19 protein-coding genes are annotated in these 21,854 nt (G+C 44.6%); 14 read left to right on the top strand and 5 right to left on the bottom strand.

All coding sequences use genetic code 11. The features are described from left to right. Window positions 1-55: 55 nt before the first annotated feature. The 7 genes from KCTCHS21_RS06110 to groL all read left to right on the top strand — a co-directional run bounded on the left by KCTCHS21_RS06110 (window position 56) and on the right by groL (window position 6,381). Complete coding sequence (locus KCTCHS21_RS06110; protein WP_130605916.1) at window positions 56-682, top strand: 5-formyltetrahydrofolate cyclo-ligase; 627 nt, start codon at window positions 56-58, stop codon at window positions 680-682. 154 nt (window positions 683-836) lie between these two features. Continuing rightward, window positions 837-1,325, top strand: a complete 489-nt coding sequence (locus tag KCTCHS21_RS06115; RefSeq protein ID WP_130605918.1) for a MogA/MoaB family molybdenum cofactor biosynthesis protein — start codon at window positions 837-839, stop codon at window positions 1,323-1,325. A gap of 308 nt (window positions 1,326-1,633) precedes the next feature. Continuing rightward, window positions 1,634-1,864 (top strand): twin-arginine translocase TatA/TatE family subunit, encoded by a 231-nt coding sequence (gene tatA, locus KCTCHS21_RS06120; protein WP_130605920.1) that lies wholly within the window; start codon window positions 1,634-1,636, stop codon window positions 1,862-1,864. Window positions 1,865-1,957: 93 nt separating this feature from the next. Next, on the top strand, window positions 1,958-2,734 hold the full coding sequence (gene tatC / locus KCTCHS21_RS06125) for a twin-arginine translocase subunit TatC (RefSeq protein ID WP_130605922.1): 777 nt from the start codon (window positions 1,958-1,960) through the stop codon (window positions 2,732-2,734). Window positions 2,735-2,884: 150 nt separating this feature from the next. Then, window positions 2,885-4,156 carry a methyl-accepting chemotaxis protein gene (locus KCTCHS21_RS06130; protein ID WP_162309285.1) on the top strand — a complete coding sequence of 424 codons (1,272 nt, stop codon included), beginning with the start codon at window positions 2,885-2,887 and terminating at the stop codon, window positions 4,154-4,156. A gap of 231 nt (window positions 4,157-4,387) precedes the next feature. Next, window positions 4,388-4,672: a co-chaperone GroES gene (groES, locus tag KCTCHS21_RS06135; RefSeq protein WP_130605926.1), complete on the top strand. Its 285-nt coding sequence runs from the start codon at window positions 4,388-4,390 to the stop codon at window positions 4,670-4,672. Between the two features lie 83 nt (window positions 4,673-4,755). Further along, complete coding sequence (groL, locus tag KCTCHS21_RS06140) at window positions 4,756-6,381, top strand: chaperonin GroEL (protein WP_130605928.1); 1,626 nt, start codon at window positions 4,756-4,758, stop codon at window positions 6,379-6,381. Window positions 6,382-6,550: 169 nt separating this feature from the next. On the opposite strand, the gene KCTCHS21_RS06145 is transcribed toward groL, so the two are convergent. Then, window positions 6,551-6,685, bottom strand: a complete 135-nt coding sequence (locus KCTCHS21_RS06145) for a sporulation protein YjcZ (RefSeq protein ID WP_130605930.1) — start codon at window positions 6,683-6,685, stop codon at window positions 6,551-6,553. Window positions 6,686-7,019: 334 nt separating this feature from the next. Between KCTCHS21_RS06145 and KCTCHS21_RS06150 the strand changes: the two genes are divergently transcribed. Then, window positions 7,020-7,379 (top strand): hypothetical protein, encoded by a 360-nt coding sequence (locus KCTCHS21_RS06150; protein ID WP_130605932.1) that lies wholly within the window; start codon window positions 7,020-7,022, stop codon window positions 7,377-7,379. A 109-nt stretch (window positions 7,380-7,488) separates the two neighbouring features. On the opposite strand, the gene KCTCHS21_RS06155 is transcribed toward KCTCHS21_RS06150, so the two are convergent. Beyond that, on the bottom strand, window positions 7,489-8,661 hold the full coding sequence (locus KCTCHS21_RS06155; protein ID WP_130605934.1) for a M20 family metallopeptidase: 1,173 nt from the start codon (window positions 8,659-8,661) through the stop codon (window positions 7,489-7,491). A gap of 209 nt (window positions 8,662-8,870) precedes the next feature. Here KCTCHS21_RS06155 and KCTCHS21_RS06160 point away from each other — a divergent pair, with 209 nt between their 5' ends. The 3 genes from KCTCHS21_RS06160 to KCTCHS21_RS06170 are packed head-to-tail and all read left to right on the top strand — an operon-like array spanning window position 8,871 to window position 12,028. Next, on the top strand, window positions 8,871-9,857 hold the full coding sequence (locus KCTCHS21_RS06160; RefSeq protein WP_130605937.1) for a Gfo/Idh/MocA family protein: 987 nt from the start codon (window positions 8,871-8,873) through the stop codon (window positions 9,855-9,857). Window positions 9,858-9,900: 43 nt separating this feature from the next. Further along, window positions 9,901-10,956: an AraC family transcriptional regulator gene (locus KCTCHS21_RS06165; protein ID WP_130605939.1), complete on the top strand. Its 1,056-nt coding sequence runs from the start codon at window positions 9,901-9,903 to the stop codon at window positions 10,954-10,956. After that, window positions 10,949-12,028, top strand: a complete 1,080-nt coding sequence (locus tag KCTCHS21_RS06170; RefSeq protein ID WP_130605941.1) for a Gfo/Idh/MocA family protein — start codon at window positions 10,949-10,951, stop codon at window positions 12,026-12,028. Before KCTCHS21_RS06165 ends, KCTCHS21_RS06170 begins: the two co-directional genes overlap by 8 nt. 54 nt (window positions 12,029-12,082) lie before the next feature. Here the strand turns inward: KCTCHS21_RS06170 and KCTCHS21_RS06175 are convergent, their stop codons facing one another. Beyond that, the gene (locus KCTCHS21_RS06175) at window positions 12,083-13,843 is read right to left on the bottom strand and encodes a sensor histidine kinase (protein WP_130605943.1); all 1,761 of its coding nucleotides are present in this window, start codon (window positions 13,841-13,843) and stop codon (window positions 12,083-12,085) included. Next, a complete protein-coding gene (locus tag KCTCHS21_RS06180) occupies window positions 13,833-14,558 on the bottom strand; it encodes a response regulator transcription factor (RefSeq protein WP_130605945.1) in 726 nt (241 codons plus the stop codon). Before KCTCHS21_RS06180 ends, KCTCHS21_RS06175 begins: the two co-directional genes overlap by 11 nt. Before the next feature lie 214 nt (window positions 14,559-14,772). Here KCTCHS21_RS06180 and KCTCHS21_RS06185 point away from each other — a divergent pair, with 214 nt between their 5' ends. The 3 genes from KCTCHS21_RS06185 (at window position 14,773) to KCTCHS21_RS06195 (ending at window position 18,005) form a co-directional block, all read left to right on the top strand. Next, window positions 14,773-15,786: a M23 family metallopeptidase gene (locus KCTCHS21_RS06185; RefSeq protein WP_130605947.1), complete on the top strand. Its 1,014-nt coding sequence runs from the start codon at window positions 14,773-14,775 to the stop codon at window positions 15,784-15,786. 170 nt (window positions 15,787-15,956) lie between these two features. Next, complete coding sequence (locus KCTCHS21_RS06190) at window positions 15,957-17,126, top strand: pyridoxal phosphate-dependent aminotransferase (protein WP_232058100.1); 1,170 nt, start codon at window positions 15,957-15,959, stop codon at window positions 17,124-17,126. A 42-nt stretch (window positions 17,127-17,168) separates the two neighbouring features. Then, window positions 17,169-18,005, top strand: coding sequence for a VanW family protein (locus KCTCHS21_RS06195; RefSeq protein ID WP_130605949.1), 837 nt, complete (start codon window positions 17,169-17,171; stop codon window positions 18,003-18,005). A gap of 626 nt (window positions 18,006-18,631) precedes the next feature. On the opposite strand, the gene KCTCHS21_RS06200 is transcribed toward KCTCHS21_RS06195, so the two are convergent. After that, window positions 18,632-21,739, bottom strand: coding sequence for an ATP-binding protein (locus KCTCHS21_RS06200; RefSeq protein WP_130605951.1), 3,108 nt, complete (start codon window positions 21,737-21,739; stop codon window positions 18,632-18,634). Window positions 21,740-21,854 lie beyond the last annotated feature (115 nt).

A 21,854-nucleotide genomic window follows, 5' to 3' on the forward strand; every position in this document is an offset into this window, starting at 1 on the left:
ATGATAAAATGAAAATAACTTTTCTACGGATTTTCAAAAGGTAGGCCAATCGCTCATGAATAATGCTCAGAGTAATTACGATAAGGTGGAGTGGCGACGCCGGATGACCGCCATAAGGGACGGGCTATCACCCGAGGATCGAGATAATTATTCTTTACGATTATGTCGTCTAATCGAGCTTGAATTATTGAGCCCACTTCGCCAAGAGCGTTCACGCTCTTTGAATATTTGCGTGTACGCGCCTTTTCGCTCGGAAGCATCTCCGCTCCCTTTGCTCTCAAGCTGCTGGGAAAGGGGAGACCATCTATTCGCGCCAAGAATTTTGCCAGACAGAGAAGGAATGGAGTTGCGTAAGGTCGAAGCACTGACTAACTGGATTCCGGGGAAGTGGGGGGTTCCGGAGCCCGACCCGCTACAAACCTTGCTGGCAGAACAATCACAAGCTCTCGATGTCGTACTCGTACCTGGTCTTGCTTTTACGAAAGAAGGATCTCGATTGGGTTACGGCGGGGGGTATTATGATCGCTTATATGCAGATAGACTAGGCTTTAGCAACCCAAAGACGTTGTGGATAGGCTTCGCTTTTGCTAACCAGGTCATAGCCGACCCATTGCCTATGGAGACGCATGATCTTCCTCTAGATGGATTGGCAACGAACGAGCAGGTTATTTGGTTTAATTAGGGGGGAAATAGCGGATAGCTTGAAAGTTGGTTGACTTATTACAATGTGCAAGGTCATTTACGTATAGTGGACAACTATGCTTAAACGGTCTAACATTTGATTAAAAGATACGATCACGATAAAGCTCGTATTCATGGGAGCGGGGGGATGGAGCATGCGTTGGAAGGTCGCTTTATTGACAGCTAGTGATAAAGGCTCGCGAGGGGAACGCGAAGATACGAGCGCTCAGGTTATACGTGAATTAATTGAGGAAGAGCTTCATGGGGACATCATTGATTATCGGATTGTGCCGGATGATCAAGATGAAATAAGAGCAGCACTAATAGAAATGGCCGATTATTATCAGGCAGACCTTATATTGACGACTGGTGGAACAGGTCTGGCATTCCGTGACGTTACACCTGAAGCGACATTAATGATCGCGGAAAGAATTGTTCCTGGAATTGCAGAGGCGATGCGGGCTACCGTTATTCAGCGCTCGCGTAAGGGAATGCTTTTTCGCGGGATTTGTGCGATACGCGGTCGTACCTTGATTCTGAACTTACCTGGAGATCCTAAGGGCGTTCATGAGCATTTGATGGCGGTAATGGACGTTCTACCAGAAGCATTGGATCAGGTAAAAGGATTGCGTGGGGAGCAGTAGATAACAGCTTCCTAGTTTCTTTCGTGGCAAGGAATAATGCTTATTAGTCCGCTATGTTAAGTGAACAGAATGCTACCTGGATTTAGACATATAATTGTCAATGATAATGACTATTTCCTGTAACAAGGGTATGATATGATACTGATACTGGGCGGAATGCCGGTAGTTGCCGACGATGAAACCTTATATTTCTATCGATGTTTTTTGCCGAGAAATTTGGCTGGATATACCGTAATAAAGGAACATATTATCGAAATGGTCTGCGACAGATTATGCCGTCGCTAGAACTGGGAAACGGAGGTTTATTTATGTCAGGAATTGGTGCTTCGGGTATGATTTTACTCGTAATCGTTGCTTTGCTGCTGTTCGGACCGAACAAGCTACCTGAATTGGGAAGAGCATTCGGACGCACGCTCCGTGAGTTCAAGAAGGGCGCTAATGAGCTGATGGATGATACTAAGGAACGTCCAGCAGCAAACCGCGTGGAAGTGTCATCGGAAGATACACAGCCGAAAGCTGAACGACGTCTGCCTGAATAAGGTATGAACATTACACAAAAAGGGGCTGTCCCTCATCGCAGATGAATCATTTGCGAAAGGGGCAGCCCTGTTGTTGCATGGAGGCGAATAAGGATGAAGGATAGTTCAAGTGCTCGGCAGGATGAAAACTGGATGCCGATAATGGAGCATTTAGGTGAGCTACGTAAAAGAATTATATACTGTTTAATTGTATTTGTACTTGGACTGGTCGGAGGCTTATTCGGTGCCCAGCCTGTCTTTGATTATTTAGTTGCTGCAGCCCCTACGGAAAATCTTAAGCTAAATGTGTTTTCTCCTTGGGATGCGATTGGCTTATATATGAAATTTGCCATTATCATTTCTTTTATTCTGGCCATTCCCCATACGATGTTCCAATTGTGGGCATTTGTGCGTCCCGCGCTCGGGAAACAAGAGCAGAGAGCGACGCTACGCTATGTTCCATGGGCCTTAGTCATGTTTCTAATCGGACTTGCGTTTTCCTATTTCGTCGTTTTTCCGATGGCCTATTTGTTTACAGAGAAAATTACCGAGACTATGGGACTAGAACAAACCTATGGAGTAGCGCAATACTTCGCCTTTTTGTTCAACATTCTCATTCCTATTTCCTTGCTGTTCGAGCTACCGCTTGTCATTCTGTTCTTAAGTCGGATAGGTATTGTGACCCCGGATCTTCTCAAAAGGATTCGTAAGGTTGCATGGTTTGTCCTAATCATAATTGGAGTAATGATTACTCCGCCCGATGTCGTTTCGGATTTATTAGTGGCAGTTCCACTGATTCTGCTTTATGAATTAAGCGTACTTTTGTCAAGAATAGCTTACGGCAAACGAATGAAAGCACGTGAGAAAAGAGAACTAGAGGATTCAGAATAAGAACTAGTCCTTTCCTACTGAACCCAAAAACAAAACCTTCCATAAAGAAGCAGAATGTGTCAAATTTCGTATTCCAAATGCCGAAATTATGGTACACTTGTCTCAGGTAAGGGCTTACATGTTCAGGGACAATTAGGGAGGGGCAAAGGCATGCGTGATATGACCTTAGGTCGCAAAATTACGATCGGTTATGTTGGGTTAATCGTGTTATTGGTTTTAGCATTTGTATTGTTATTAACAGGCATGGATCTAACGGATCATAAAGCCTTGTTCGTCGAAGTCATTATTATTTTCGTTGTTTTGGCGGGTGGGGCTGGCTTTGGGTTAATGTGGCTAACGCGTAATTTGACCGAGTCTATTGGTGGGGTAACGTCTGCGTTGCGAAATATCGCTTCCTCCGGCGGTGATTTAACAAGAAGAATACATATCCGTTCTACAGATGAGATGGGTGATCTCGCTAACGCGGCGAATCATATGCTTGACGGCCTGCAGAAGATGATGAAGGAGCTTCGCGATAGCACGGCTGAGCTAGCAGCTTCTGCTATTCAGCTTCAGCAGGGAGCAACCGAGAATGCTCGTGTGAGCAGTGAAGTGTCTAAAGCGGTAGAGAAGGTTGCGGCCGGCTCAGAGACACAGGTTGCCCAGTCGCAAGAAATTTCTGCAACGATGCAAGAAACACTGGATGGTTTGAATCAGGTAGCTTCAACGACTACCGGAGTATCTGACGCAGCCCAAACGACTGTTAGTCGTGCAGCAGCTGGCTCTGAATTGCTGCAATCAACGTCTGGAGAAATTGCTCAGGTTGAGAAGGCATTCCGCTCTTTGCAGGAAGTTGTTAGAGGCTTGAATCATAAGTCAGAAGAAGTACGTGAAGTCATCGGTTACATATCGGAAGTAGCGAATCAAACCAATTTGCTGGCGCTTAACGCAGCAATCGAAGCTGCTCGCGCAGGTGAGCATGGACGCGGCTTCGCAGTTGTTGCAGGAGAAATTCGTAAGCTTGCGGATCAGACGCAGCAATCTGCGGTTCAAATTGGAGATACCATTGGGACAATGTCTAGCGATATTGGCAAAGTGGCTACGATGTTCGAGCAAAGCGCGAATCAAGTATTCTCGGCTGTGTCTGGTATGCAGAATGCAGAAGAGACATTCCGCGATATCGTTGATAAAGTCGGTCAGCTTAGCACGAATATCGTTGATGTAGCAGCGTCTGTCGAGCAAATGTCTGCTGGAAGCACTTCCGTAGTGCAATCGATTCAGGATATCTCACGGATTACGGAGGAGACTGCTTCCTTCACCGAGCAGGTTTCGGCAATGACTGAGCAGCAATTGTCCTCGACAGAGGAGATGGCACGAACTGCTGAGAATCTAAGCAGTATGGCTTCTCGTCTGAAAGGCTTGGTCGGTAATTTCAAGACATAATGGTTTTCTTTTCTAACTAGAGTCTGCAATTGAACGAAAATAATAGCGATGCGGATCCGCAACAAATGCGGGTTCGCATTTTTTTATGTACATTTAACGCAAAGGACTTGAAAAGCATCCGTAAAAACCGTATCATAGAAAATGGTTATTAGCACTTAACACAAATGAGTGCTAACAAGGAATGGCTTCAAGTTAAAAAACTTACACCTATTTAAGAAGGAGGCTATTTACATGATTAAACCTTTGGGTGACCGCGTTCTTGTAGAAGCGAACGCAAAAGAAGAAAAAACAATTAGCGGTATTGTATTGCCTGATAACGCTAAAGAAAAGCCGCAAGAAGGAACGATTATCGCGGTGGGTAGCGGAGCTTTAACTAAAGACGGTGAACGTATCGCGCTTGAAGTAAAAGAAGGCGACCGCGTTTTATTTTCCAAGTATGCAGGTACTGAAATCAAATATGAAGGTAAAGAATATTTGATTATGAAAGAAAGCGACATACACGCGATCGTTGGCTAAGCTTTAGTTTAACGATTTAGACATAACGAAATAGACCGGAAACGGCAGCAAATAGTTTCAGATCTTAAGGAGGGTAATTCACGATGGCTAAGGAAATTAAATTTAGTGAAGACGCTCGTCGCGCAATGCTTCGCGGTGTCGATGCATTGGCAAACGTTGTAAAGGTAACACTTGGACCGAAAGGTCGTAACGTTGTTCTAGAGAAAAAATTCGGTTCTCCACTAATCACTAACGATGGTGTAACGATTGCTAAAGAAATCGAACTAGAAGATGCATTCGAGAATATGGGTGCTCAGCTAGTTAAAGAAGTAGCAACGAAAACAAATGATATCGCTGGTGATGGTACTACAACTGCAACTGTTCTAGCTCAAGCGATGATTCGTGAAGGCTTGAAGAACGTAACTGCAGGCGCTAACCCTATGGTTATCCGTAAAGGAATCGACAAAGCGGTTAGAGCGGCAGTTGAAGAGCTTCAGAAGATCTCCAAGCAAGTTAGCGGACGTAACGACATCGCTCAAGTAGCTGCTATCTCCGCTGCTGATGACGAAGTTGGTCAACTGATTGCCGATGCTATGGATAAAGTCGGAAAAGACGGCGTTATTACTGTTGAAGAGTCGAAAGGCTTTAACACGGATCTAGAAGTTGTAGAAGGTATGCAATTCGACCGTGGTTACATTACACCATACATGATTACAGATACGGATAAAATGGAAGCTATTCTTGATAATCCATTGATCCTTATTACAGATAAGAAAATCTCCAACATCCAAGAGATCCTTCCTGTTTTGGAGAAGGTTGTTCAATCCGGTAAGCAATTGCTTATCATCGCTGAAGATATTGAAGGCGAAGCATTGTCTACGCTTGTTGTTAACCGTCTTCGTGGTACATTTACTTGTGTTGGTGTTAAAGCTCCTGGCTTCGGCGATCGCCGTAAAGCTATGCTTCAAGACATCGCTGCGCTTACTGGTGGTCAAGTGATCACTGAAGAGCTTGGTCTTGAGCTGAAGTCCACTACACTTGAGCAATTAGGTACTGCACGTCAAGTGCGCGTTAACAAAGAAAACACTATTGTAGTTGATGGTTCCGGAGATAAAGCGGATATCACTGCACGTGTTAGCCAAATTAAAGCGCAAATCGAAGATACAACTTCTGACTTCGACCGTGAGAAATTGCAAGAGCGTCTAGCGAAATTAGCTGGTGGCGTTGCAGTTATCAAAGTTGGCGCAGCGACTGAAACTGAATTAAAAGAGCGCAAGCTTCGCATCGAAGATGCTTTGAACGCGACTCGTGCAGCAGTTGAAGAAGGTATCGTTTCCGGTGGTGGTACTGCACTCGTTAACGTATACAGCGCTGTAGCTGCAGTAACTGCAGAAGGCGACGAGCAAACAGGCGTGAACATCATCCTTCGCGCATTGGAAGAGCCAATTCGTACAATCGCGGCTAACGCTGGCCAAGAAGGCTCCGTTATCGTTGAGCGTCTGAAGAAGGAAGCTGTTGGAACAGGCTATAACGCTGCAACTGGCGAATGGGTTAACATGTTCGAAGCTGGTATTATCGACCCTGTTAAAGTAACTCGCTCCGCATTGCAGAACGCTGCTTCCGTAGCTGCTGTCTTCTTAACAACTGAAGCGGTTATCGCTGACAAGCCAGAACCAAACAAACCAGCAGGCGGCATGCCTGACATGGGTGGTATGGGCGGCATGATGTGATAAGGGTGATAAACCCTTATGCATCAAGGGTTCTTCTGCGGAGGAACGTCGTTTGACAGTATTTAATAAGAGGCTTCTCATGAGTTCAATCGAACTTATGGGAGGTCTCTTTGTTTTGTAATGTAAAAGAAACCCGCCCCATTTGATAATAATGGTGGCGGGTTGGAGCTTAGTAGCCTGCTTTGAGGATAATAACCAACAAGATAAATAGTACAAGTACGAACGCAGCGGCTTCCATTCCGCCACTTGGTTTTACAACATTACAACAGTTTCCATACCCTGCTCCAGCAACTGGATAACTCATAAAATCACCACCTAGCTTTTGTTTGAGATCATCTTATTACCGACTTAGCTTATGTATGGTTATTAATATGGTCAGTGCATTCGTACAGGACTGTTATTAATCCGCACTTGTACACGTTTAATGGGAGATGCACGAAATTATCGAGCAACGGGGTCTTGAGGGGGCACGATTGGCAGGAGATATACGAATATTTCGAGCAACGGGTTCATGAAAGGGCACGATTGGAAGGAGATGCACGAAATTATCGAGCAACGGGGTATTGAGGTGCACGATTGGAAGGAGATGTACGAAATTATCGAACAATGGGGTCAGGAGGGGGCACGATTGGAAGGAGATGCACGAAATTATCGAACAATGTGGTCAGGAGGGGCACGATTGGAAGGAGATGCACGAATATTTCGAGCAACGGGTTCATGAGAGGACACAATTGGCAGGAGATGTACGAATATTTCGAGCAACGAGGTCAGGAGAAGGCACGATTGGAGTGAGATATACGAATATTTCGAGCAACGGGTTCATGAGAGGGCGCGATTGGAGTGAGATGTACGAAATTATCGAACAACGGGGTCTTGAGGGGGCACGATTAGCAGGAGATGTACGAAATTGTCTAGCAACGGAGTATAGAGAGGGCACGATTGGCAGGAGATGTACGAATATTTCGAGCAACTGGAAAAGCCAACTATACAGCTGTTAGCTTGGTGCCGCAGGCTGCATAGCTGGCTTCAATTTGTTTTTGTGGTGTTCCAAACGATAAAGAGTTCCTAAGTGGAAAAAGCTTCTTCGATTAAGTATATTGACTAGGTTTAACGCACAGCCCCGAATTCTGCCTTAACCCGCTGTAATAGCTGTGCATCTGTTAGAACATCACAAGCTGTATAGGCAAGCATGGTTGCACCGAATACCATGGCCTTGTAAGCGGGATCGGTCTGTGCCGCATCGCGGAACTCTACTGTATGGAGCTCGTAAGGCTCGTTAACAACCTTGATGTAAGGGTGGATGACTGGACAGCGCAGGGACACGTTTCCAAGGTCCAAAGAGCCGTTATCATGACCCACTTGAATTTCCTCTACCGGAATCCCACTGGTGATCAGATTTGCTGTGAATGCCTCAGATAGGCTCTCGTTCGTACGTAATTCATCATAGGAGTATTCGTAATTGCTGGTAGTTAGTCTGCAACCAGCTGCAATACCGGCTGCTTCGGCGCAGGCGTTTACCTTACGCACGAGCTCATTCGTGTATGCGCGTGAAGCAGATCTGACGTAGAACTGAGCAGCCGCATAGTCGGGAATAATGTTCGGTGCTTGTCCACCGTGAGAGATGATGCCGTGAATTCGGGCATCTTTTTTGGTTTGCTGCCGTAGAGCATTGATAGCGTTAAATAGAAGAATAACTGCATCTAGAGCATTAACTCCCTGATCTGGGTTTGCTGCAGCATGTGCGGCTTTACCGTAGTATTCAAATAGCAACGCATCCATAGCAAGGGATGAACCGGATTTCTCATAAGTGTGGTAGGGATGCGCCATAATCGCAATATCGCAATCATCGAACAAACCTGCCTCTGTCATGTCAATCTTCGCGCCCTTCGTTTCCTCAGCAGGCGTTCCATATACTCGAATAGTTCCGCCCGTTGTATCTGCAATAGCTCTTAACCCGGCTGCTGCACCTAGCGCCATCGTGCATATGAGGTGATGACCGCAAGCATGCCCAAGCTCTGGAAGGGCATCGTACTCTGCGAGTAAGCCGATTATAGGTCCAGGCCTAGCAGAACGATATTCGGCAATGAAGGCTGTTTCCAAGCCAAGAATCCCTCTTTCAACTTGGAACCCCAGTGCTTCTAGCTCGGAGGTAAGTAAGGCGGAGGCTTGTTTCTCCTCATGCCCTAGCTCTGGATGAGCCCCGATAAATGTAGCAATCTCGATTAAACGGGATGAGAAGCCTTGAATTGTTTCGTGAATCGTTATTTTTAAGTCGGCCATATTGTGGACTCCTTTAATAGTTAAGTATCTCTGTAACACTATCGTATCCGTTCTAAGGGTGGACAAGCAAGCAAACTTCTATTTATAGCTTACAATGTCGTAATTTTATAGTTTAAATGGCACTGAAACTCATTATAAACAAGGAATAAGTTGTGTAATCTTGAAGTGTTGTCGTATATTTTAAGTTAACCAGCCAAGGAGGCTACCTCATGATTAGAATAGGAAAAATTAGTTACTGGCACGTTCACGCAGATGATTACACTCGTCAAGCATTAGCTAACCCATCCACTGAATTGGCGGCAGTATGGGATGAGGAGTCTGAAAGAGGAATTAAGAAGGCTGCTGAATACGGCGTTCCTTATTATGCTTCACTTGATGAAATGCTGGCACGGGATGATATCGATGCAGTTATCGTAGATGCCCCAACGAATATTCATCATGAGGTTATTATTAAAGCCGCTAAAGCGGGTAAGCATATTTTTACTGAAAAAGTAATCGCACCAACAAATAAGGAAGTTACGGATATTGTTTCTGAAATTAAGCAAGCAGGAGTGAAGTTTGGGGTTTCATTACCTCGTCTCTATACGGCATCTACACAAATCGTTAATAAGGTCATCCAAGAAGGAACATTGGGAAAACTGACGCTTGCACGTGTACGCTTGTCCCATAACGGAGCGATTGCTGATTGGCTGCCCTCTCATTTCTATTCCAAGGAGCAGTGCGGTGGCGGAGCCTTGATAGATCTTGGCTGCCACCCGATGTATCTTGTTAGGCAGTTTCTAGGCATGCCGGACAGCGTAAGTGCTAGCTTCGGCTATGTAACGGGTAAAGAAGTAGAAGATAATGCGGTTGCTGTGCTTCAATATGCCAATGGAGCGCTAGGAATCGTCGAGGCAGGCTTCGTGAACAGTCATTCTCCTTTTTGTATCGAGCTGCACGGAACGGAAGGAACATTATTGATTGGATTTCCAGATGAGACTCCAATCATACGTAGTAACAACGGAATACCTGAATGGGAGAAGCTTGATAAGGGACAAGATGTCACTATGGCATTCGACCAATGGGTAGCACATATTGAGAATGGAACAGAAGCAACAGACAATGTAAATATAGCGATTGATCTTACCCGGTTAATGGAGGCCTCTACGCGTTCGGTAGCAGAAGGCCGTCCGATCCGCATCGATGAATTAGCTTAATTAAACCGGAATAAGGAATGGCAACACGAGAAGAGGGATGGGCATGGCGGAAGAAGAGAAGGGAACACGAGATAGCGGGATAAAGAAGCATCAGGAGAGAAAGTCAGCCGGAAGTCCCGGCTCCTTTCCTTATGCCCGGATGCTTGATAAGCAAGATGCGCTGGATCGCCTGGATTTGCAATTCCGCTGGGGCTCGTACGGAATTCGTGTGCTGCGCTGTCATCTTGCAGCGTTCCCGCCCGGATGTATTATCAATTTTCATAAGCACTCTGAATACGAATTGCATTATATTGCAAAGGGCAAGGGAAAGGTTATTCTTGTCGATCAAACCTATGATCTTCATGAAGGATTGTTTTATTTAACCGGCCCTGACCTTGTCCATTACCAAGAGTCAGATCTGGAAGAGCCGATGCACGAGCTTTGCTTGCATTTGGATATTGTACCTTTGGACGGAACACTTGAGGACAATAGCTGGGGAGACGTGCTTGAAGCGAATGAGGCTCAGGAATGCATTGCCGCTCTTCAACGCATACCAGCTATCCCTTTTGTCGATCGGTTCCATGCCATGAATGGATTTCTAGATGCGTTTCGTATTTGGGAGGATCAGCCTTCCGGGTTTTATACCTTGATTAAGCAGGCCATCGTTCAAATTCTTCTGCGAACGACTCGCGTATTTGACGATCCGGATGGAAAGTCGGGAATGCCGGAACGAGATATGAATTTTCACCGGTATCAGCTTGCTACGCAATACATTCAAGATAATGAAGGCTTGCCGATTTCCTTAGAGCAGGTTGCCGAATCAATCAGTATTAGTCCGAGGCAGCTGCAACGAATATTTCGTAGCGAAGGGCAGACGACCTTTAGCGATTATTTAGAGCATGTTCGTCTAACTAGTATTTGCTCCGAGCTGATCCACACGGACAGATCGATAGAGGAAATCGCGTTAAGCCATGGGTATGCGAACCCGAACTACTTGTATCTCGTCTTCAAAAGCAAATATGAAATTACGCCTACGAGCTATCGCAGGATGCATACGGTTGATGCTAACGCAAAGATAAATACTATATTCAGAGAGAAGGCAGAGAATCATCATGAGTAAAACGTTGAAAATTGGAATTATTGGTAGTGGCGGCATAGCTAAAGCGCACATAGCTGCTTATAGTAAGCTACCTTTTGTGGAAATCGTCGCAGTTGCAGACGTCATTCCAGGCAAAGCAGGACAATTCGTTGAGTCCGAGAAGCTTGTAGGGGCTGCTGCTTACGATGGGCATCAGAAGCTGTTGGAGCAAGACTTAGATGGAGTAAGCATTTGTACACCTAACGTTTCCCATCACATCACAACAGTAGACTCACTGCGCGCGGGCAAACAGGTATTGTTGGAAAAACCAATGTCTGTCACGTTCCAAGAAGCTTTGGAAATGACGCAGGTGGCGAAAGAGACGGGGAATATGTTAACGCTTGGCTTCCAGCCTCGTTATGATCCGAACATGAAGCTATTACAGGATATTGTACAATCCGGACGACTTGGCAAAGTATACTATGCCGAGACTGGCGGCGGACGTCGCAGAGGGATGCCAGGGGGAACATTCATTAGTAAGAAGCTTGCTGGAGCGGGAGCAATGGCAGACATTGGCTGCTACTCATTGGATATGGCTCTTAACGCGATGGGATACCCTCGTCCGTTAACTGTATCAGCATTTACTTCAAACCATTTCGGCACGAACTCTCTCTATCATCCAGAAGCAAGTAAATTCGAGGTAGAAGATTTCGGAGTAGCTATGGTGAGATTTGAAAATGATTTAGTTCTTCAATTTAAGATTTCATGGGCAATGCATATGGATACTCTGGGTGCAACAATGTTCCTAGGAACCGATGCAGGATTAAAGGTTACTCCAGCTGGTAAAGGTCCATGGTCGGGAGTATGGGACGGAGCAGTCGGCTCGATTAGCTTATTCCATGACGAGTATGGCGGACATACAGAAACGCCAATTCCACTCGTGGAGCATAAGCTTAATCTATTCGATGAGAAGGTTAGAGATTTCGCTGAAGCTGTTCGAGATTGTCGTCCTGCACCAATCCCTGGGGAGCAGATTCTAATACAGCAAGCCATTATTGATGGTGTGCTTCGCTCGGCAGAAGCTCGTCGTGAAGTATCTATTGAATTACCTTGATCTAATCAAGCAGATTAAAAAGGGCCCTCCATTAAAGCGGAGGGTCCTTTTTGTCTAATCCGATCTTACCACTGAAGGCCATTTAATAATTAGGGTCGTTCCTTGGCCTACAGAGGTAATCACTTGGATCGACCCACCTAGTGCCTCTACCAGTGCTTTGGTTATGGCCATGCCAAGTCCAGAGCCTTCTGTCCGGCTTTCGGTGTCCGTGCCACGGTAATACCGTTCAAATAATCGAGCTACGGTTTCTTCATCCATACCTTTGCCATCGTCTTTGAGGGTTAGAATGATGGTATTAGGCTCTTTTTCCTCAATTGATATCGTCAGAGTAGTATCTTCCCCATTATGCATTAAGGCATTAGCAACTAGGTTGTCTACGATCCGCTGAAACCATGGTTTGTATAGGATCATATAAATAGGCGATTTTGCCGGAATATATTTGACACTGCTTTCTTTAAAGACTGGATGGTTAGTTGCTTCTAAGATAGCCTCTGCCGTATATTCATTCAGATCCACCAGCTCTGAGGACGGTGCCCCATGGCCATTCCGTAGCCGGTAGGTTAGCGCAAGATCATCAATTAGATCATCCAAATGAGAGGACTTGTCTAATATTATTCGCGCAAATGATCGTATCTCACCCGTCGTCCATTCATAGGAATCGTTGTCTAACAAATACGCATAGCCTTTAATAGATGACAGCGGAGTTTTCAAATCGTGGGACACTCCTGCAATCCATTCATTCCGCATTTTCTCCGTTTCATCTCGAAGCCGTTCATTGTGATGTAAGGTTTGCGACAAGGAGTTCATAGAATCAATTACGTCCTGGTAAACGCGATACTTGCGCTTTCTCTTACCTCTGCGATTCTGGCTGCGGACGATCCCTCTTGCATCAACAGGCTCTTCGTAGCGGCCTTCCCCTAGAAATCTGAGCCATTTGAGAATATGAACAATAGGAGAGCCGAATCGTTGCCCAAGCCAATAAGATACGATCCCGAACAAGATAATGGCTCCAAGCAGAAAGCTTCCGATCCCAATAATTAACACGCGATTTTCCGGATCTAGACGTGGCGCACTGCCTGGCTCTGATCCAGGTAATGGCGTATTTAGCACCCAGGTTAGACTGCTATCCTTGTCATATTGGGAAACCAATCTCGTACCATAACGATCTGGGTAAAAGGATCGAAGTGCCATGTCTTGAACGGTGAAGTTGCTAATGGCTTTTTCAGGCTTATTAAAGGATGCAAGCTCTGTGCCCTTCTGATCTATGATTTGCAACCATGCATGGCTGCGTCTCAGATCGTCTTGAATTTCAAGAGGTAGAAGAATGCTATCCCCGTTTCTTGTGCCCTTGATCGTTATCTCCTCAAGTAGAGAGTTGTCATGGCTCTTGAAGCCATAGATCAATGTGTGCAGAATGCCATCCTTTTCCTGAATCCACAAGTATAGATGGTAAGGAAACGGACTCATACCGAACGTATAGGCCATTAATTCACCTGGACCATAGGAGAGTGGTACATCCGCAGGGGTGAAGAAGGCGTCAGTGACTACGCCGTTATTATCAATTCTTTGGAGCCATCCCCCACTTTTACGAATAAGGTCGATAAGCTCTTCATCAAATTGGAGGCTGTTTCCTTTAGACTCAACGGTACGTACTAATTGATATAAGCCTGCGCTCTCGAATTGGCGTCCAGTTTCAATGCGTGACAATTGATTTACTGTCCAGAGCAGAGTGCTGATGGCTAGCGCTAACAAGACGAGGCCGACTATCAACAGCCAAGTGATCAGGCGAAAAGTAAGCCGTCTCTTAATGCTCATGAGGAGCTGTCTCCTTCTTCACAAGCTTGTATCCAAGTCCTCGTACGTTTACCAAATATTCTGGACGCGCAGGGTCGGGCTCGATGCGTTCACGAATACGATGAATATGAACCATGATCGTGTTATCGTCGCTAATACTGTTATCGCCCCATACCCTTTCGTACAGCTCGCTTTTTGTAAATATCCGATTTGGATTTTTGCTGAGAAACAGCAACAACTGGAAGACAAGAGTAGGGCAGGCTACAGGTATCCCACCTACACGTAGCTCGGCAGAGGCTTCATGGATCTGAAAGCGTCCGAAATCGATTAAGCCATTTGCTGGAGGCGTTACTGCAGATATGAATTTACTGGAGCGGCGTAGTAATGATTTGATTCGGGCGACGATTTCGAGAGGATTAAACGGCTTTGTTACGTAATCATCTCCACCTACAGCAAAGCCAGTCAATTTATCGAAGTCTGTTGTTCTAGCGCTCAAAAATAAGATTGGGGCATCGGTAAGTCGGCGTATGAAAGGACAGGCTTCAATACCGCTCATGTTTGGAAGGGTTACATCTAGCACAATAATGTCGTAGCTTCTCCGTTCGCATGCGAGTAAAGCCTCTTCCGCTGTTCCTACTTTGTCTATGTTTAAGAAACCTTCTTTATGAAGCACCGTTTCTAATAACTTAACAATCGCTTGCTCATCATCTACTAGAAGAATTGCAATGTCTTTCAATCTAAGGTTACTCCTTTATATGCAACGTTTACTTATTATTTTATCATGCTCCCACTATTCGATGATATTAGCTATCTTAACGGAGTCTTAATTTTTCCTGTTATTTTTAAGAGAGAGTTAAGTTTCCGTTTCTTACGGATTAAGACTAGGCATTCATAATGAAGTAAGAACACATAGAGAATGGATATAGAGAATAGGAGAGTGGATTGTTAAAATGAAAAGGTTAATCGTAGTATCAGCAGTTTCAGCAATTCTTCTGACGGGCTGTAACAGCAATAATAGTTCAAGTGAGCGGTCAACGCCTCCTAAGACTGAAACCGCAACAGCGACCGAAACAGCAATAGAAACCGCATCGGAGGGATCCACAGTGACGAAGCTTGAAGTGGGACAAATCGGTAAAGCTCTAATCGACGGAGAATATGATCGTGTCTACAATCAGACGAGCACTGCGTTTCAGGAGAGCATATCTTCAGCTCAGTTTCGCGAGGCAGTAGTTGGCTTCAGCGAGGGTGTTACATCATGGGAACCGAATTCGCAGCTGGCGTTAAATGGCGGAAATTATTACACCTATCTTGATCAAGGCAAGAAGAAAGGGCTCATTATTACGATGGGCGAGGAGAAAGTCATTGACGGACTTCAATTTAAGCCGATAGAGAGCTTCCCGGAATCGGATAAAGCTCAGACAAAGCTTGCTTATGGGCTTCCTTTTAAGGGGGAATGGTATGTGTTCTGGGGTGGAGAAGATGTTCTATCCAACTATCACTATGAGTATGAAGGCCAACGCTACGCTTATGACATCATTAAGGTAGAGAATGGCTATTCCTATAAAGGCGACCCAACAAAAAAAGAAAGTTACTTTGCTTATGGGCAAGAAATTGTGGCAACACAGGATGGAACGGTCGTCAATGTGGTTAACAATCTAAAGGATAATGAACCTGGTGCTACAGATGCAGAAAATCCCGCTGGGAACATGGTCGCTATCGATCACGGTAACGGTGAATATAGCATCATAGCACATCTTCAAGAAGGCTCCATCAAGCTCAAAATTGGAGATAAAGTATCTAAGGGAGATCTGATTGGCCTCTGCGGTAATTCAGGTAATACGAGTGAGCCACATCTGCACTATCAGGTATCTGATAATAAGGATTTTTTCGAAGGAAAGGCAGTGAGGGTGCAATGGGAGGATGGCTTGAAGGTTCGTCAAGGAGAAGTAGTTAAAGCTAAATAAGAAATAAGAGATGAGTGCTGCCCCTTTGGTCTATTCAGACCTGATTGGGCAGTTTTTTATTGATTTTTTTGGTTATTCACGTAACTTTTGGGATATTGAATACGTCTGTTTATTGAAAGATTAAAATTTTCTAATTTTATCAACATCTTAAAGTGCAGGAGGTTCATAGCGTGGATTTGTTGCCATTAAGGACGAATATTGATTTCTACGAGCAGCGATTCCTGATGTTCGTATTAGATCAAATGGCTTACGAGTATGAGCAGGACAATAAAGATGTTATTCGCATGACGCTTGGAAAATCCGAGCTACCGCTCCACCCTCAAATCAATGCGGCGATGGCGGAGGCTATTAACGATTTCAGCAAGAGCTCCAAGGTGTTCCCTGCTGGCCTTCCGGAGCTTCGGAACAGGCTCTCTGAGTATTACTTGGAAAAATACGGGGTTCATATCCCTTCTCGTCATTTCATCATCGGATCAGGTACCAGCTCGATATTTCGTAATCTGTTTCAGCTTCTGCTAAATCATGAGGATGAGGTGCTTCTTCCAAGCCCTTATTATTCGCTTTATAACTTTTCTGCTTTGCTGGCAGGTGCGAAGATTAGGTACTATCTTATTGATGAGCAGAGCATGTCAGTGGATATGTCATCATTTCGCGCAAACCTTACTCCTCGCACGAAGGTGGTCGTTATTAACTCTCCTGGCAATCCGCTAGGTAATATTATTACGAAGGAGGAAATGCTGGAGATCGACACCCTCGTTAACGGACAGGCTGTTATTATTCACGACGAAATATATGCCAATATGAGCTTTGATTCACAGCCTATTTCATCTGTACAGCTTGAGAATACTCGATCTGCCTTTATTACGACGAATGCTTTTTCTAAAGGACATCGTATGTACGCCCGTCGTGTAGGCTATTGTATCGTGCCTGAACAACTGATTGAGCCATTAACGGTTATCCAGCATCATACGTTATTGACACTTGATCCCGTCGTACAATATGGCGCTATAGCGGCTTTGGATCTGCATGAAGAGGTTGAGGTGTTGGTCGGTCTTTATAGGGATCGTCGCAATTATACGGTTGAGAGCTTTGAGCCAGTACCTGATGTAAAGGTGCTCCATTCGAATGGTGGATTTTACATTACTTTGGATTGTTCCTCCTACATAGAGAAGCAGGGAATGGCGGATAGCCTGGAGCTAGCGACTCAAATCATTGAATCTACATATGTGGCAGTCGTGCCGGGATCGGATTTTGGTATGCCAAGCTCACTAAGATTATCTTTCTCTTCGTCTAAGTATAAGGAAGGGATTGACCGTTTGGTTCAATACTTTATTAGCTAGCTAGAGCTGACATCATGCAAAATATCCGCGGGAGGCATTCAGATGGCTAGAAGACGAAATAGATCTTATATTAAATTCTTAAGAGCAAGACTGTTGCTTGATGATTTACGCAGTTTACTGCGGGGCTGGTATTTTCGTATGACACCTCGAAAAGTAGAAGTGTCCGAGCAACTGCTCCAACGGCACGTTCTCTCTGAAGTCAGTGTAAAAATCAATTGGCGCGAGGAGTTAAAGGAGATTAATTACAGTAGAATCCATAACATGGGTCTAGGTTGCGAATTGGTTAGCCAAGTAAACCTGCGGCCAGGCGAGGTTTTCTCATTAAAGCGGTTTTTCCGAGGAACGACGGAGGAGCAGGGGTTTCAGAAGGGGCCTATGTTTATGCGAGGTCGTACCGATTATGTTGCAGGCGGCGGGACCTGTTTAATCAGTACCTTGCTATTTAATGCAGCATTAAAAGCAAACTTAAGCATTCTTGAGAAGCACAATCATAGCACGGACCTGTGGGGCGAGGATCGATTTATTGATTTAGGGTTGGATGCTACATATGTATTCGGCAGAAAGGATTTGAAATTCAAAAATACCCATACAGCGGACATCCTTATCATTGCCGAGCTTGTGAGGGAGGACTTGATGCTGCATTGTCGTTTTATCTCATCGAAGCCTCTGCCCTATAAGGTGTCGGTAACGACCGAAATTGTCGAGGAGCTTCGACCTGATGATTATCCAGATACTTCGGCGAGTGCAGAAGCGCGTCCATATCGTAAGGGCTGGGTTGTCATGACAAATCGATTCATTAAAGGGCATGACAATGTAGAAAGGAACACCTATACGAAGCGAGAAAGGTACAAGCCATATTTACTAAAGACTCAGCAATGAAAGTGGGTCCATGGTAATTGATAAAGAAACCGCTCTTGATGGTTGACGGGTGCTACTGCCAATTAAACAAATACCGCATCCCACCGCACCCACTACTTCCGCTACAATCCGCATACCGATTACGATCTTGCCAGCGTCGTCGCGCATGCAAGAGGGAAATATGTGTCCTAGCTAATGAATCGTATTGTGCTTATTACCGATAAATGGACTACTTATTTGTTCTTACGAACTCCGGTGGCGCTATTGATTAAAATATAGGAGGAAAGGTGCTACTTTACTGGATATAAGATGTCTGGGGTTCGTTAAAATATAAAACCATTAGATTTTGATCAAATAAGACTTATTGAGTTCGTAAGCCATATACCACGGAGTCAGCCGAGTATGCTTGGTGAATTTCTAGGCCTATTTAATCGATAAAAAAAAGAGGGGATGTATCTCCTGTAGGAGCGAAGCGTGTGCCTTTGGAATCGTGAAATCTCCTTGTTAGGAGTTTACCCATTCAGATTTCACGATTCCAACCAGCACCCGGAAGGAGATACTTCCCCGCAAAAACTATGATCGATAGAAATCGCACTAGAAATCGTACTAGAAATCGTCCTAGAAATAGCAAAAGGTTGAACGCACTCCTACTTCTTACGCTTAAGCACATCAAAGCAAATCGTTGTTCCACGACCAGGGGAGCTCTCAATGTGAAGTCCCTTACCATATAGTTGTTTTAATCGACGATCCGTATTAAGCAGACCGATCCCCGATCTATCGTCACTATTACCCGATCGTGCATAATCGTATATTTCCTCTGACATTCCCACGCCGTTGTCCTCAATGACAACTTCCGCATAATCCTCGTGATCATTGATTCGGATCGTAATTTCTCCGCCTCGCGAACGCTTCATGATACCGTGCCGAACGGCATTCTCGACCAAAGGCTGGATGGAAAGCGGAGGGATCAGTAAACGGATTTTCTCGTCAACCTCCCAATTTACTTTAAGTCTATCTTCAAACCGTTCTTTCTCAATGTACAGATAGGAACGAACAAGTCCTAGCTCATGCTTAAGCGGAACGAGCTGATCTGCATTTTTGAAATCAAAGCTAGCACGGAGATATTCCCCGAAGGCTTGCAATAATGAACGCATTCTTGAAATGTCAATCTCACTTAGTGCAGCTATAGCAGTTAAAGTATTAAATAAGAAATGAGGCTGAATTTGTGCTTGTAGCCAAGCTGCCTCCATGCGAAGCCGCTGCCGAACAGAATTTTTTAACCCCGTTAGTGCGCGAACTCGTGATCTAAGCTCCATCGCATCCATAGGCTTAGTAACATAATCATTAGCCCCCGATAGAAATCCGGTCTCAATGTCCTCTGATCGGCTGCGTGCAGTAAGCAGTAGAATCGGGAGCTCAGCAGTAGAGAAACGCTCACGAATAGCTTGCGACAATTCATATCCAGACATATGCGGCATCATGACATCAGAAATAACCAAGTCCCATTCTTGAGTATCCAGCAAGGCTAGTGCTTCTTTTCCACTGGTTGCGGTTACGATTGTGTAAGATTCAGGAGAAAGGACATTAACAAGTATATTCAGATTTAAGGGGTCGTCATCTACTGCTAATATGCTAAGCTTTTCCATACTAAGGGAATCTTTCGAATCAGAGATAGAGTCTGTAGGTACGTCCTTATAAGAACTAGCCAACGTTTCTGCAAGAACAAGAGATGCAGGTGACGTAGTGATCATTTCATTAATTTCTTGCTCCAAAGAAGAACCATTGGATAGCTGCAACGTAAAGGTAAATACAGAGCCTTGATCAGGGCTAGAGTTTACCCAGATGGTTTCACCATGTAGCTCCACTAGCTGCTTGCAAATGCTTAAGCCTAGACCAAGCCCGTTACCCAGGGAGGTCATCCCAGAGTCGCCTTGCTCGTAGGGGATAAAAATCCTTTGTTGGGTCTCATGATCCATGCCAATACCCGAATCCTCTATGAGAATATGGGCTTTTCCGTTTATTATTTTAGCTTCAAGCGAGATAGTGCCCTCGTTAGTGAATTTAACAGCGTTATGGAGCAGATTAAACAAAATTTGAATAAGTCGATTTTCATCTGCTATGACAGGGGGAAAGGAATCGGGGATGTTATTCAAGAGGGTGACTGATTTTCCCTCCGTCATAAAACGTAGCATATCAAATACTCCCGAAGCCGCAGCTTGAATTCGGACGTTTGTTTTCTGTAGCTTAATACCTTTCTCCTTCAAGCGCTCAATATCTAGCAAATCATTCAAAACAAACGACATTCTTCGCCCAACGTTAATGAGAAGCTCTAGATTTTTCGTGTTCTTTTCGCCCAGAGAGCTCTTTTCGCTTTCGAGAACAGTCTGTGCGATATTGACCATGCCGTGAAGCGGATTCCTTAGCTCGTGAGAAGTGTTGGCTAAGAAGTCGTCCTTCAGCTTATCTGTCTTTTGTAGCTTATCTGCAAGGATCTTCGTCTCTTCGGAGCTTCGGAAATAACGCCTGAACCAGAAGGCTGCAAATGCAAGGAGTGTGACGATCAAATCAACCGGATAAAAGCCCATTTCATTCCAGAAAGCTGCCTTATAAGTGCTCCATCCGACATTAATTGTGATGGCTGTTGCACCTAGCAATAAGAAGATGGCGTCTTCTTCTTTCTTCAAAACCGTATGCAGCGTGAGAGCAGGTGTGACAAGGACCGGGAATAATAAAATAAATACAAACAAGTATTTGTAGCTAAGGAACAGAGTAAGGGAAACAGGGAAACACAGAATAAGCAGTGCGCTTATGAGACTAATTATGGTATACCAACGAAAAGCTTTGATTTTACGATATTCCGGCAGCAAGTGCAGGATAAACTGAAGCAGGAAAACAGCAACGCCAATAAGGGATAAGTATCCGAGCTTAATATTCCAATCGTAGTTCAAGGGTGTCCATACTAGCAGCAGCTTATCATCGTTAAGTAAGGTCAAGAGAACCATTGATATAATGAGCAGGGAAAAGAAAATGAGTGCTCTTAGTCGTGTTCCTATTAAATAAAGAACAAAAACATAAATAACGTGCATCAGAAGAACAATGCACACAGTTAGCTGCATTCCTATAGAAAACCAAGCTTCTTTATTTGTAGCATTTTCGGAGCCTAATTTAATCGATTGGGTTATTCCACCGAAGTAAGGGTTTTTGTAGTTAGCTACTTGAATAATGATTTCGACTTCATCTGTATCCGTTGTAAAAGAAACCGAGTAAGGATTATTCAGTGAAGTGTACGTTTCCTTACTAGATGAAGGCTGACCTGATCGGCCCAGCGGTCGCCCATCGATGAATAGCTTTGAAGAGGTTGCTATGCTTGGAATATATATGCCGAAGGATTGTCCCGCAGCTTGATCAATGAGTACGCGCAACCGATAAGACCCATAGCCATAATCAGATTCTGAGGAGCTCGACGATAACGCCTTTCCCCATTTTCCCGGAACCTGAATGAAGCTTGAAATTTTATGTAAAGAAGGATCATCTAATTCTTGCCCCGTAATAAGCTGATCCGGGTAGAGCTCCCACTGACCATCTAGTGTAAGGGGGCGATTCTCCTTAAAGTCCCAGCTTCTTAAATCCAACACACCTTGAACGGCATGAGGATGCTCAGGTGTCGCTTGTAGAGTAATCCAAAGAAGGCGTATACCTGTAAGAATCACTATAAATAAAATAGTAATGAGGATTGATTTTCGAGTTTTTGTCATAATCAGTTATTTCGACAAATAAAATAAGAACCCTCCTAAATACCCAGCATCTTCTATTTAATTATATGTAATTAACGTTATTTGGGTGGTATAATCTAACTAATTTACGGGGGTG

Source organism: Cohnella abietis, from assembly GCF_004295585.1.
Taxonomy (GTDB): domain Bacteria; phylum Bacillota; class Bacilli; order Paenibacillales; family Paenibacillaceae; genus Cohnella; species Cohnella abietis.

Coding starts and splice junctions, on each gene's coding strand:
- KCTCHS21_RS06110 (WP_130605916.1), top strand. CDS start 56: ATGAATAATGCTCAGAGTAATTACGATAAGGTGGAGTGGCGACGCCGG.
- KCTCHS21_RS06115 (WP_130605918.1), top strand. CDS start 837: ATGCGTTGGAAGGTCGCTTTATTGACAGCTAGTGATAAAGGCTCGCGA.
- tatA (WP_130605920.1), top strand. CDS start 1,634: ATGTCAGGAATTGGTGCTTCGGGTATGATTTTACTCGTAATCGTTGCT.
- tatC (WP_130605922.1), top strand. CDS start 1,958: ATGAAGGATAGTTCAAGTGCTCGGCAGGATGAAAACTGGATGCCGATA.
- KCTCHS21_RS06130 (WP_162309285.1), top strand. CDS start 2,885: ATGCGTGATATGACCTTAGGTCGCAAAATTACGATCGGTTATGTTGGG.
- groES (WP_130605926.1), top strand. CDS start 4,388: ATGATTAAACCTTTGGGTGACCGCGTTCTTGTAGAAGCGAACGCAAAA.
- groL (WP_130605928.1), top strand. CDS start 4,756: ATGGCTAAGGAAATTAAATTTAGTGAAGACGCTCGTCGCGCAATGCTT.
- KCTCHS21_RS06145 (WP_130605930.1), bottom strand. CDS start 6,685: ATGAGTTATCCAGTTGCTGGAGCAGGGTATGGAAACTGTTGTAATGTT.
- KCTCHS21_RS06150 (WP_130605932.1), top strand. CDS start 7,020: ATGCACGAAATTATCGAACAATGTGGTCAGGAGGGGCACGATTGGAAG.
- KCTCHS21_RS06155 (WP_130605934.1), bottom strand. CDS start 8,661: ATGGCCGACTTAAAAATAACGATTCACGAAACAATTCAAGGCTTCTCA.
- KCTCHS21_RS06160 (WP_130605937.1), top strand. CDS start 8,871: ATGATTAGAATAGGAAAAATTAGTTACTGGCACGTTCACGCAGATGAT.
- KCTCHS21_RS06165 (WP_130605939.1), top strand. CDS start 9,901: ATGGCGGAAGAAGAGAAGGGAACACGAGATAGCGGGATAAAGAAGCAT.
- KCTCHS21_RS06170 (WP_130605941.1), top strand. CDS start 10,949: ATGAGTAAAACGTTGAAAATTGGAATTATTGGTAGTGGCGGCATAGCT.
- KCTCHS21_RS06175 (WP_130605943.1), bottom strand. CDS start 13,843: ATGAGCATTAAGAGACGGCTTACTTTTCGCCTGATCACTTGGCTGTTG.
- KCTCHS21_RS06185 (WP_130605947.1), top strand. CDS start 14,773: ATGAAAAGGTTAATCGTAGTATCAGCAGTTTCAGCAATTCTTCTGACG.
- KCTCHS21_RS06195 (WP_130605949.1), top strand. CDS start 17,169: ATGGCTAGAAGACGAAATAGATCTTATATTAAATTCTTAAGAGCAAGA.
- KCTCHS21_RS06200 (WP_130605951.1), bottom strand. CDS start 21,739: ATGACAAAAACTCGAAAATCAATCCTCATTACTATTTTATTTATAGTG.